Source organism: Neobacillus sp. Soil_C_43 (assembly GCF_057656715.1).
In genome coordinates this window covers 301,137-312,802 of record NZ_JBDGJV010000002.1, presented here as the reverse complement: position 1 = coordinate 312,802, position 11,666 = coordinate 301,137, and the positions used below count along the sequence as shown (strand labels likewise).

11 protein-coding genes are annotated in these 11,666 nt (G+C 38.6%); 2 read left to right on the top strand and 9 right to left on the bottom strand.

Features of this window, described 5'->3' with window-relative positions; genetic code table 11:
• Window positions 1-455 precede the first annotated feature (455 nt).
• The 4 genes from AC3A54_RS06250 to AC3A54_RS06235 form a co-directional block, all read right to left on the bottom strand.
• Window positions 456-1,580, bottom strand: coding sequence for an NADH-dependent flavin oxidoreductase (locus tag AC3A54_RS06250; RefSeq protein WP_487653780.1), 1,125 nt, complete (start codon window positions 1,578-1,580; stop codon window positions 456-458).
• A 117-nt stretch (window positions 1,581-1,697) separates the two neighbouring features.
• Window positions 1,698-2,528 (bottom strand): hypothetical protein, encoded by an 831-nt coding sequence (locus AC3A54_RS06245; RefSeq protein WP_487653779.1) that lies wholly within the window; start codon window positions 2,526-2,528, stop codon window positions 1,698-1,700.
• A gap of 108 nt (window positions 2,529-2,636) precedes the next feature.
• Entirely contained in the window at window positions 2,637-3,275 is a 639-nt protein-coding gene (locus AC3A54_RS06240; RefSeq protein WP_487653778.1) for a LysE family transporter, read from the bottom strand.
• A 197-nt stretch (window positions 3,276-3,472) separates the two neighbouring features.
• Window positions 3,473-4,471 carry a transglutaminase domain-containing protein gene (locus AC3A54_RS06235; RefSeq protein WP_487653777.1) on the bottom strand — a complete coding sequence of 333 codons (999 nt, stop codon included), beginning with the start codon at window positions 4,469-4,471 and terminating at the stop codon, window positions 3,473-3,475.
• A 135-nt stretch (window positions 4,472-4,606) separates the two neighbouring features.
• Here AC3A54_RS06235 and AC3A54_RS06230 point away from each other — a divergent pair, with 135 nt between their 5' ends.
• The gene (locus tag AC3A54_RS06230; RefSeq protein WP_487653776.1) at window positions 4,607-6,559 is read left to right on the top strand and encodes a GTP-binding protein; all 1,953 of its coding nucleotides are present in this window, start codon (window positions 4,607-4,609) and stop codon (window positions 6,557-6,559) included.
• Window positions 6,560-6,614: 55 nt separating this feature from the next.
• Here AC3A54_RS06230 and AC3A54_RS06225 read toward each other — a convergent pair whose 3' ends face one another.
• Window positions 6,615-7,346: a TerC family protein gene (locus AC3A54_RS06225; protein WP_487653775.1), complete on the bottom strand. Its 732-nt coding sequence runs from the start codon at window positions 7,344-7,346 to the stop codon at window positions 6,615-6,617.
• A gap of 221 nt (window positions 7,347-7,567) precedes the next feature.
• Between AC3A54_RS06225 and AC3A54_RS06220 the strand changes: the two genes are divergently transcribed.
• The gene (locus AC3A54_RS06220) at window positions 7,568-8,617 is read left to right on the top strand and encodes an ATP-binding protein (protein WP_487653774.1); all 1,050 of its coding nucleotides are present in this window, start codon (window positions 7,568-7,570) and stop codon (window positions 8,615-8,617) included.
• Between the two features lie 37 nt (window positions 8,618-8,654).
• Here the strand turns inward: AC3A54_RS06220 and AC3A54_RS06215 are convergent, their stop codons facing one another.
• From AC3A54_RS06215 to AC3A54_RS06200, 4 genes are all read right to left on the bottom strand, one after another.
• Complete coding sequence (locus AC3A54_RS06215) at window positions 8,655-9,857, bottom strand: MFS transporter (RefSeq protein ID WP_487653773.1); 1,203 nt, start codon at window positions 9,855-9,857, stop codon at window positions 8,655-8,657.
• 219 nt (window positions 9,858-10,076) lie between these two features.
• On the bottom strand, window positions 10,077-10,406 hold the full coding sequence (locus AC3A54_RS06210) for a BC1872 family protein (protein WP_487653772.1): 330 nt from the start codon (window positions 10,404-10,406) through the stop codon (window positions 10,077-10,079).
• Window positions 10,407-10,683: 277 nt separating this feature from the next.
• Complete coding sequence (gene spxA, locus AC3A54_RS06205; RefSeq protein ID WP_487653771.1) at window positions 10,684-11,082, bottom strand: transcriptional regulator SpxA; 399 nt, start codon at window positions 11,080-11,082, stop codon at window positions 10,684-10,686.
• Window positions 11,083-11,166: 84 nt separating this feature from the next.
• Entirely contained in the window at window positions 11,167-11,595 is a 429-nt protein-coding gene (locus tag AC3A54_RS06200; RefSeq protein WP_487653770.1) for an RrF2 family transcriptional regulator, read from the bottom strand.
• Window positions 11,596-11,666: the final 71 nt, after the last annotated feature.

Sequence of the window (11,666 nt, the reverse complement as noted above, 5' to 3'; positions counted from 1 at the left end):
AATTTATAGTAATATTGATTTGGGTCATCATCATGTCCTCCGTTTATGGTTTTCTTGGTCGAAAACATTGTAACACGAGTCATGATGATGACCTATTTTCTTTTTACACAATTATATGGACTTAATCCAAAGTTGCCTTACCTTTTGACAGTGTTTCGCTTTTTTCTGCCTACTCTGTCCAAAGTTGCCTTACCTTTTGACAGTGTTTCGCTTTTTCTGCCAACACTGTCCAAAGTTGCCTTGCCTTTTGACAGTGTTTCGCTTTTTTCTGCCAACACTGTCCAAAGTTGCCTCGCCTTTTGACAATGTTCGCTTTTTTCTGCCTACTCTGTCCAAAGTTGCCTCGCCTTTTGACAGTGTTTCGCTTTTTTCTGCCAACTCTGTCCGAAGTTTTAATCAGATACAAAACTTTACAGAAAAAAGCATCCCAAGATTGGGACACTTTCTTAGTTAATTTATTCAATCCCCGGAAACCAACCTGGTGAATGGATAATCGCTTGCCAAAGTGGATCAGGGATAACCAGTTCCTGCTGCTTATCTTTATCTATTTTTGTAATAATTTCGTCTTCTCTACCTTCAGCTACCTTTTGCACCCAATCAGGATCAATAATCATTTCTCGCCCTAATGCAATTAATGGCACGCCCGTTTGAATCGCTTGTATGGCATCATCCACGGTATAAATTGAGCCCACTCCAATAACAGGAACCTGATCACCTACCCGTTCTTGAATAATTTCAATTCGTGAGCGAGTGTCATCCACCCCACGTCTTGGCTTGGACCAAAAATCCTGTAGAGAAACGTGTAAATAATCAAGATTTTTTTTAGCTAATGCATCAATTAAAACCAATGTATCTGCCATTGTAATTCCAGGTGTTTCTGCCTCTTCAGGTGAAAAGCGATACCCAATTATAAATGGTCCGGTTGCATTTTCCGCTGCTACTCTCTTTACTTCATCGACAACAGCGAGCGGAAACGTAAGTCGCTTCTCCAAACTTCCTCCCCATCGATCTTCACGGCGATTCGAGTGTGGAGAGAAAAATTGTTGAATGAGGTATCCGTTTGCTCCATGAATTTCTACCCCATCGTACCCCGCTTCAATTGCCCGACGAGTAGTCTCACCGAAATCCTTAATGATGGATTCTACTTCCTGATCCGTTAATTCCCTTGGAACTGGTTTCCCTGCACCTTCAGAAGGGACAGCACTTGCGCTAACCACATCCCCATTCGGAACTAATTCAGGTGGTACTTGGCGGCCACCGTGGAATATTTGCAGAATGGCTTTTGCGCCTTCACCTTTAATCCCTGAAGCCAGCTGCCGTAGGCTCGGAATTAATTCATCACGGTCGCCCCCAAATTCTCCCTGAAATCCTTTCCCATTGGCGGTCACATAGGTACAAGCTGTAATGACCATCCCTACTCCGCCAGACCGCCTAGCATAATAGTTCACCTCTGCATCTGTAACCGTTCCATCTTGGTTGGATGAAAAATTTGTCATAGGAGCCATAACAATCCGATTCTTTAACGAGACTCCACTACGAAACGTAAACGACTCAAATAATGCAGCATACTGAGAATTCATGAATAATTGTCCCTCCAGCTATGTTTAGTATCAATGATGCATTCGTTCAACCACGCTATAGTTTGCCGTATTTATTTAGTGCTCATTCTAATGAGTTTTGAAACACCTTTAATATTACTAGCGTATTTGCCTTTTTATATGAAAGAGAACGATGCTCACCACTAACGCAACACTTGAGAAAAATAAAGCGATACTTGAAAAAGCAAGAACATATGCATTTAATTCTGCCATTTTCACAATCATCCCGTAGCTATTGAGTTTGAATATAGCCGCTATAACATTGAACAATAGAAGAATGAAATAAATGGTTATTAGTCCCTTTGCAGCTCCTTCAATATCCGCTTTACTTAGTGCAATATGTGAAGAAATACTAATCCCCACTATTAAAAAAATCCAGAATAGCGGATTGATTAGATTTTCAAGAGTAAAGAGGTTTTTAGTTATTACAAGTATTGCTCCGGATATTATACGTATAAAAGTAAAATCAATTTTTTCTAGCGTAACATGCAGTTGTATTTCCTTAACAAAGGCTTTGTACGTTTCCGGGACTAAGAGGTACATACTTAAAATTAAAGAACCAATTCCACTAAAAATAGGTCCTAGTCCAATAAAGAAATTGCCTGCCTGTTGATACCAGCTGTTCCGGTTATATTGATGCTCCACATAACCTAGGATACCTGTAGGACTATTAAATTGAAGTAATTTAACCCTCGTTATTCGATGTCCCCAGATCAAACACTGAATTAGATGACCTATTTCATGAATAGGAGTTCCAATCCATGCGGTGAACATAACGCCTTTTGGGCCAAATGACCTTACAAGAAAAGAATTTGAATACCTTTCCAAAACACCTAAAACCACTCCCACTGCCATGATGACACCGAAGAGATAAAGCAACTCGACAAGACTAATTAGAAGTGTATGTATAAATGAGAATAGGATATCCATTTCTCCTTAATCCTTTCAATGACTCTTTTTCCATCCATGTTATACCATAGGAAAGAAAAACATTCACTCATAGATGCTTAAGATAAAATATATCAGGAAAAACTACCTTTACCTATCGCGCAAAAGTGCGTCGATTCCCTGATACCCAAAATATAAACCAAATACAATTAACGATGCCCCGGATATAATAGAAATAGCAATTAGACTTTTCACATTTAATAATCTTCGGAATCCTGTCGTCAATGCTGCAACAAACACGTCCCAAAAAGTGAGCCCAAGAAATATCATACTACTATAAATTAATAATGACTCCGTACCGTTTGTTTGAGCTGTTTTGGCCAAGACCGATCCATAAATCCCTAACCAAAACAGAATGGATAAGGGGCTGGTTATCGACATAATAAATCCTGTAAAAAAGCACTTTACTAATGAGTCCTTCTGTCTACTATACGAAAGAGTTATGGTATTTGCATTCTTAATACTTTCAATCCCTGAATAAATTAAAACAAACCCTCCGAATAACCAAAGAAAGATTTGAACAACAGGAATCCCTAAAAATTGAACCATTCCTAAATAGACCAAAAGCATAAAAACTCCATCTGCAATCATTGATCCAGCCCCCACAATCCAGGCATGCCAAAAACCATTCTTTATCCCTTTATCCAACCTAGCAGAATTCACTGGTCCAATGGGAGCTGCCAAGGTAAATCCCAAGATAATATAGCTAATTAATATACTAGTACTCAATAAAACCACCCCTACTACACGGTTATATCAACTTGTACATTTTATGTAGATAATACAAAGTCATGTCCAAAAAGTGATAAATCTTTAGGGACCCTTAAGAACGTAAAAAGCCAAATCCTTATATATATGGATTTGGCTTTTTCCTATTGTTAGTTATAGATAAGGTATCTCTCACTTAAAGCTGTTGACGCATCCTATTACCACGGATACTCGCCTTCCTTTTGTTTATCCGTTTTCGAAAAATACGCTGGTTGATAATGAGGAACAAATTTTTGGGTATTCGCGTTAATAAACCCTGAGCCATAGGTTGGGTCTTCTGCCTGCCAGACACCATTTAGCAGGACCTCATTCCAAGCGTGGTTTTCACCGTAAGAGACTTTGGTTTTTATCCCTACTGCCCGATGAAGAGCAGCACTTAAATGCGCATATCCGGAACAAAGAACATTACGAGATTGATAGGCTTGCAGTGCAGTATACATGGGTGGATTAGTTGAATTAACCAGTGGTGCATTATAAGCAACATTTTTCGCTACCCAGGAAAAAATCGCTCTAGATTTCTCCACATCCGTTTTTTTGCCATTGGTAATGTTTTGTGCGAGCGCGACTAGACCAGGGTCTGTGCTCTGTACCATAAAGCTTGGCAATAAATAAGGATCCCCATCCGTTAAATGATATTCAGCATAACCAAGAACCCGTTCAGGGTCATCTTCTTTGCCGTTATAATACTCATCCAAATTGATGATCACATCCCCAACTGGATAGGCAAGCGGATATTCATACTGAATCTTACCTTTTGTAAAAGGAACTTTTATCGTTGTTTTCTTATCTGCCCGCTGTTCTTGAATATATAAAATGACTCCATCTGCCTGATTGTATTTTCCATAAGGTGTTGGTTTTCCTGAAACTACCAATTTCGCACTCTCTACCGTTACTAAATATGTTTGGATTTCAGTAGCCTGATATTTTCCATCAGCAGCTGTAGTTGGAACCGACGAGGTTACCTCTTGTTCCTCCACAGTTTCCTGATTTGTTACCTGCGGTGAACTCGGAGCACTCTCCGGCTGTGATTCCTCTTTCAACGGAGAATCCAGGTAGTCTAAGAAATTTTTCACTTGATCTATTGAAGGAAGAAGGTCTTTTTGTCCGAGATAAAAAAAAGCATATACGCCTAGAAACAGAACGATGAGTTTTTTCAACGATCAAACACCTCAGCTTTCTACTAGCTATAAGTCTATTTTTCTATATATTCGAGACGTTGGCAACTTTTTAGGAGGGCCACCGTTCAATTTGGTATAATATTTTACATAGATGAACGTAAAAAGAGGTGCATCATGAAGAAAACAATAGGTATGTTTGCACATGTGGATGCAGGAAAAACCACATTGGCAGAGCAGCTTCTTTTTCATACGAAAGCGATTAGACAAAGAGGTCGTGTAGACCATAAGGATACCTTTCTCGATACACATGAGATAGAAAAACAAAGAGGCATTACCGTATTTGCTGACCAAGCCAGATTTACTTTTAATCAATCAGACTATTATCTGATAGACACTCCGGGCCATGTGGACTTTTCTCCTGAAATGGAACGAGCCATTCAGGTGATGGATTATGCAGTAATCATTATTAGTGCCGTTGAGGGAATCGAGGGTCATACCGAGACGGTGTGGAGACTTCTACAAAAACATCAGGTCCCAACATTCTTCTTTATCAATAAAACAGACCGAGTAGGTGCGGATGTGCTCAGGGTCATGGTTGAAATTAGAGACAATCTAACCCTAGATGTTTGTGATATAACCGAGACTCTAAACGCAGATGAAATGAACGAGGAATTAATTGAATTTTTGGCAGAACGAGACGAGACTCTTTTGGGTCAATATATGGAAAGCGGATATCAGCCAGATACATGGCTGGAAACAATGAAGACCTTGATCAACGGAAATGTAATTTTTCCGTGTGCATATGGCTCTGCATTGCAAGATATCGGTGTGGAGAGCTTCCTTAGAAAAATGGACCTATTAACCTCGACGATTTATGATGACCGTTTACCTTTCGCAGGCAGAGTCTATAAGATTCGCTACGATGACAAAGGGACAAGGCTTACGATTATTAAAGCTCTTAGCGGTACCCTTAAAGTTCGTGAAGAAGTGAGCTACGCTGATGCTGACAGCGTCCTAAGCGAAAAAATTACTCAGATTCGTATATACAATGGAAATAAATTTATCTCTGTCGATCAGGTGTCTGCTGGTGAAATATTCGCCGTGACAGGACTTTCCTCCGCTACTGCTGGAGATGGACTCGGGGCATTACATGAAAAAGCCGTTTACGAAATGGGCTCTGCGCTAAAATCTAGGGTCATCTTTGACCCATCTATACATGTAAAAGAGGTATTACGGTACTTCAACATCCTAGATGCAGAAGACCCCTCCTTGAATGTTACATGGGAGGAACGATCGCAGCAAATACACATTCGGGTCATGGGTACGATTCAGCTTGAGGTGTTAAAGCAAATAGTTAAGGAACGGTTTCACTTGGATGTGCAATTTGGGGAACCCGAAATATTATACAAAGAAACGGTTGACACGGTAGTTTGTGGGTACGGACATTTTGAACCGTTGGGCCATTATGCTGAAGTTCATCTAAAAATAGAGCCGGCAGCTAGAAATAGCGGTAATTCTTTTGAGACCGTATGCCATACAGATAATCTACCCGTCGGAACCCAAAATCTAATCCGGCATCACTTGTTTGAGAGGGACCACCATGGATTGTTAACAGGTTCTCCTCTTACGGATGTAAAAATTACTCTTTTAACAGGGCGGGCCCACAATAAACATACCTCAGGTGGTGACTTTAGAGAGGCTTCCTACCGCGCTTTACGACAAGGTCTGGAAAAAGCTACAAATGTGCTGTTGGAACCTTTCTATGCTTTTAAAATGAAACTAGAATTAGACCACTTGGGTAAGATATTAACTGATATCCAAAATGCACATGGTACCTTTGATGTTCCTCTTACAGAATGGAACAAAGTTGTTCTATCTGGTAAAGTACCTGTTGCCACGTTTATGAACTACGGCCCTGAATTTGCATCAATAACACAAGGAAAAGGCACATTGAACCTGGTGTTTGGCGGTTATTATCCTTGTCACAATTCTAACCAGGTAATGGAGAGAATCAACTACAACAAGGATGCAGATCCAGAATATTCTTCATCATCCATCTTTTGTTCAAAGGGACAAGGCTATTCTGTACCTTGGGATCAAGCGGAAGCGGAAATGCATTGTTTGTAGAAGCGGCAGGCTAGTAATAAAAAAATTAAATAAGGAGCGAATCTCTTCGCTCCCCCTACATCGTTCTCTCCTTGCCGGAGTTCCCCTTTATGGCATGAACCACAAATGTGCCTAAAAACACAATAATTAAAATAGAAAAGAAAACAAATTCATCTAAATGATAGCCAAATGCCGATGTAATCATTTTTATGGCAATAATAGCAATTAACACAAAAGCAGTGGTCTCAAATTCAGGGACTCTCTCAATCAAAGCGAGGAATAAATTGGCCACTCCCCTCATTAATAGAATCCCTAATACTCCCCCAAGAAATAAGACCCATTCTTGATTGGATACACCGAATGCAGCAATAATACTATCCAAACTAAACGCAATATCCATTAACTCAACAGTGATCACGGTTTTCCAAAAGCTCATTTTCCTATTTTGAACCTCTTCTTCCCCTTCATCCTTCTTCATAAAGTTTTGAAACACAATCCAAAGTAGATAATGACCGCCTACAATCTTGATCCATCCCACATTAATTAAGGTCACTCCAAGACCGATGGCTATGATTCTAAACAGATACGCACCGAAAATCCCATAGAAAAGAGCCTTCTTACGCTGTTTTTTTGGCAAATGCTTCACCAATACAGCAAGAACAAGCGCATTATCGGCGGATAATAACCCTTCAAGAATAACAAGAGAACCAATTACTCCCCAACTAGCGGGATTTGAAAAAACTTCTCGTAATTCATCTAATGAAAAAAATGTACTGTAGCTATGCAGCAGTTCTAGTAGGAAATCCATTTTTTCTCCCTTTCATTCAATTTAGTAAATTGCAGAAGAAAGAAGGCTTGTCCTCATTACTTTCACTTCTTGCCTTCCACTATAAATGTATGTGTGGGGTCTAGAGAAATGAACCAAAACTCAATTTTACAGAAACAAATTTTATAAAAAGAAAGGAGTTTTCACTAAAGAAAAAGAACTATTATTTAGTTGATAATTGATTGTTAAAAGGATGTATTTTCATGGAAACTACTCATACTCACATTAATTACCGTGACTTAATTCCACGGCAAAAAGGGTTTGTCTTTAAATTTGTAAAAAAAGAAGATCATTTTATACATACATTTAGTGAGGGCGATTTTCTTACGACATTAGGAATTGACTCTGCTTGGGTTATCGGAAAAACACTCTTTGATTTTCTACCCTTGGAGATTGCGAAACAAAAAAATGAATTTTATGAACAGGCATGGAATGGAACTCCTGTTAATTATGAAGGTCATGTGAATGGCTACTACTATATTGCTTCGTTGAATCCGATGATCGTTAATGGTCGAACAGTTGAGGTAAACGGAACAGCAATCGATATTACAACAGAAAAGGAAAACGAAATCAAGTTGAGGCAAATGGAGAAACTATCGCTCGTTGGCGAATTAGCAGCTGGAATTGCCCATGAAATCCGGAATCCCTTAACCTCAATAACAGGTTTTACCCAGATTATTAATGAAAGTATTCAAGATCCTTCCTTAAAAGGGTACCTTGAAATCATGCTTGATGAATTAGAACGAATTAATAATATTGTTAGTGAGTTTATGTTTATAGCCAAACCAACGGAAGGATTTATCTGTAAAGAGATTAATATGGGTACCTTAATCTCAAGTGTACTTTATTTCATGAAACCACAATTTAACTTGAATAGCGTTAATATTACACTGGACTTTGATTCCTCCATAACTGCTTTTTGTGATCCAAATCAGATCAAACAGGTTCTAATCAACCTCCTACAAAATGCGGTTGAAGCAACATCTACTAATAAAAATTTAGAAATATCACTCAAAAATGAAAGTGAGAATTATTTTTCTATAAAAATAAGAGATTATGGCTCCGGCATTTCAAAAGAGCGGCAGAAACGCTTATTCGAACCCTTCTATACGACTAAGGAAAAAGGGACAGGCTTAGGATTAATGGTATGTAAGCGAATCATAGAAAACCACCATGGATCAATCTCCATCAATACCCAACAAGGTGAAGGAACTATTGTGACAATATTACTTCCTAAAAGGTTTAATAATTAAAAAAGGGCCATCGTTGGCCCTTTCTTGTATTCTGCAGTTATGAAACAGCCTTGCGTTTTAACATACGCTTCTGTACATTGGTGTTCCAATAGGCCATTGTTGATGCAGCTAGAAGTAAAACACCTGTCACGATAAAAACAATTTGGACTGGAAATATTCCACCGATGAATCCTCCAAGGATTGGTCCCACCATCCCACCTATTTGGTTAGCTGTTTGACTTAACCCGAACGCTCTTCCTCGGAAATCACTTTCTGTCGATGTAACAACCAGACCATTTAAAGCCGGGTACACGGCGCAGAAAAACACGCCAAAAACAAAACGAATAATGGAAAAACCCCATATTTGACTGAATATGATATGAGCTAGCATCCCGATCCCGCCACCTAATAAACCGATAAAAAGTACTCGATGGAAGCCGACCTTGTCTGCCCATTTCCCCCAATATGGTGCAAAGATGGCAGAGGCAATTCCAGGAAGTGAGAATACTATACCTGCTATTAATGATGCATTTTCAGACGAACCACCTAATTTAACTATATATAATGGAAGAACTGGTTCAATTGTCATCACTGAGCAAGACGTGACCACCAACAACAGCAGGACGAACATAAACGGACGATTGGACCATGCAATTTTTAGATCTTTTTTTACAGAGCCCCGCTCCTTGCTTGGTGTGAAGTTCTCTTCTTTTACCCAAAAAATAATTAACAAAGTGGCAAAAAGAACGATGCTGCCTGCACTAGCAAATGCCCAGCGATTTCCCACGAGATGTGCAATTCCTCCACCGAGCAATGGACCAATAATCGTTCCTGATGCAGAAGCTGAAGAAATCAAAGAAAGTGCATAACCAACTTTTTCATTCGGTGTATTGGTTCCAATTAACGCTATGGCTCCTGGAATAAATCCGCTCAACAATCCCTGTAAAATTCTCAACACCAATATTTGATATGGATTCGTAACAAAGGCCATTAAAGTATAGATAAAAAAGAGAACAATTCCTGCCCGAACAATCATAGGTTTTCTGCCATATTGATCCGCTACCCTTCCCCAAAAAGGCGCTGCGACCGCACCGGCAAAAAAAGCTGCACTAAATAGCAATCCTGACCACATTTCCGTATGTTCATGAACACCAATTTGCAAAAGAAATATCGGCAAAAAGGGAATAACCATGGAAAAACTAGCCGCGGTAAAAAAGACCCCAATCCATAACACCCATAAATTACGTTTCCAACTCTGCACGCTGTTCCATCTCCCAAAGTTGACCAAAGTTGTTTGTCTACCATTTCATTTCCAATGATCATTTTTTATGGATTATCATACCATATCAACAAATTATTTTCACTTACGAAATATTCGAATACGGAAATAGTTAGATGTAATTTGGGCACAAGAATGAAAAAACTTTAAGCCAAATAAAAAAGTTGGTTACCTATTTTAAGTAACCAACTTTTTCTTGTTTTAGCATAACTGATTCCATAATCTAGTGCTTTCTACAACAGAGTTATTTTCAATAATGGTGTACGCTGCATTGGTAATGGCTTTTGATAATGTATCACCTGTTCCTCTGATGTCATTAAAGGAAGCCTCAGATACTCCATCACTGGAAAAACTAAATCCGAATTTCTTTAATCTTTCAACGATTAGCATCGCATGGTCCAGGTTGTGCTCGGGCTGAAAGTCAGACTCATGAATGAAAGTTCCCATTTCATAATCATACCAACGATCCCATCTATTTAACTTCCAACCAAGTATTCTTCTTGCAATTGAATCTGTTTTGAACAATTGCATTCCCTCCTTTTAATGTTATATAACAGATAAACTATTTAACTCATATTATATAACAATATTTTGGAGTCGACCACTCTTTTTTTAATTTTTCTAAAAATATAAAAAAAACATCCAAACAGGTTGGATGTTTTCATAAAGGGTGGTTATGCGACAAATTTTCAAGGGTATATGACAGTAAAGCTTAGTAATACGACAGTAAATCCTAGTCAAGCGACAGTAAAGTTTAGCTTTTCGACAGCAACCTACAAACTGCATACACTCCAACACAAGCCGACTATTAATAATTTACCACCTGTGGTGTATCGATACTTAAAAAAGTACGCAGTTTGCGTGGAAGGAAACTACGAATATCTTCCTCGTTATAGCCTACCTGTAGCCTTTTATCGTCCACCATAATTGGGCGTCGTAAAATTTTCGGATTATTGATGATTAATTCATATAAATCTTGTAATGGTAAAGACTCAATATTGATGTCTAGTTCTTTAAATGTTTTTGAATTAGTAGAAATGATCTCATCCGTACCATCTTCCGTAAGACGAAGGATATACTTGATTTCATCTTTTGTAAGAGGTTGAGACAAAATGTTTCTTTCAGTGTAATCAATATGATATTCCTCAAGCCAAGCCTTTGCTTTACGGCAGGATGTACAACTTGGTGTAGAGTATAATGTTACCATCTTCCAACACACTCCTTAAACATAAAGTATTTTGAAATAATTTATTACGAATTCGAGATAAACGTTCTAAAGAAAAAAACAACCTTACTCCTTCAGTTCACAGCTCTTTATTCTTTCAAGAACACTGCTAATTGTTATCTGATTTAAATAGGATTGAAGATGCATCTCTGCCTCAGTGAAGATTTGGTCCATCACCACCTGAGTATTAGAAGAAATCACACAGGCTTGATCCGGATCACCTGTACACCAACTAGGTTTAAGAGAACCAGTTGCCATGGCCAGATAAATCTGAGACAATGTAGTCTTTTCAGGGTTACAGCTTAGCACATATCCGCCACCTATGCCCTCTTTAGTCTTTACATACCCGCTTTTTCGTAAAATACTCATGATTTTTCGAATTCTTGTCGGATTGGTGCAAACATTTTCTGCGATGGCCTCACTATTTGCCATTTGATTAGGTAAGTTAGCTAATAAAACGAGACTATGTAGTGCTATAACAAAATCGCTATTCATCGTCATTCATCCTTCCTAACCAAACCTTACTGTAACTTTAATGTATACAGTTTATTAAGTCAATGTTAAAA

Excerpts from the sequence above, each read along its gene's own strand:
- spxA (WP_487653771.1), bottom strand. The coding sequence starts at position 11,082 with ATGGTAACATTATACTCTACACCAAGTTGTACATCCTGCCGTAAAGCA.
- AC3A54_RS06230 (WP_487653776.1), top strand. The coding sequence starts at position 4,607 with ATGAAGAAAACAATAGGTATGTTTGCACATGTGGATGCAGGAAAAACC.
- AC3A54_RS06200 (WP_487653770.1), bottom strand. The coding sequence starts at position 11,595 with ATGAATAGCGATTTTGTTATAGCACTACATAGTCTCGTTTTATTAGCT.
- AC3A54_RS06245 (WP_487653779.1), bottom strand. The coding sequence starts at position 2,528 with ATGGATATCCTATTCTCATTTATACATACACTTCTAATTAGTCTTGTC.
- AC3A54_RS06210 (WP_487653772.1), bottom strand. The coding sequence starts at position 10,406 with ATGCAATTGTTCAAAACAGATTCAATTGCAAGAAGAATACTTGGTTGG.
- AC3A54_RS06225 (WP_487653775.1), bottom strand. The coding sequence starts at position 7,346 with ATGGATTTCCTACTAGAACTGCTGCATAGCTACAGTACATTTTTTTCA.
- AC3A54_RS06250 (WP_487653780.1), bottom strand. The coding sequence starts at position 1,580 with ATGAATTCTCAGTATGCTGCATTATTTGAGTCGTTTACGTTTCGTAGT.
- AC3A54_RS06220 (WP_487653774.1), top strand. The coding sequence starts at position 7,568 with ATGGAAACTACTCATACTCACATTAATTACCGTGACTTAATTCCACGG.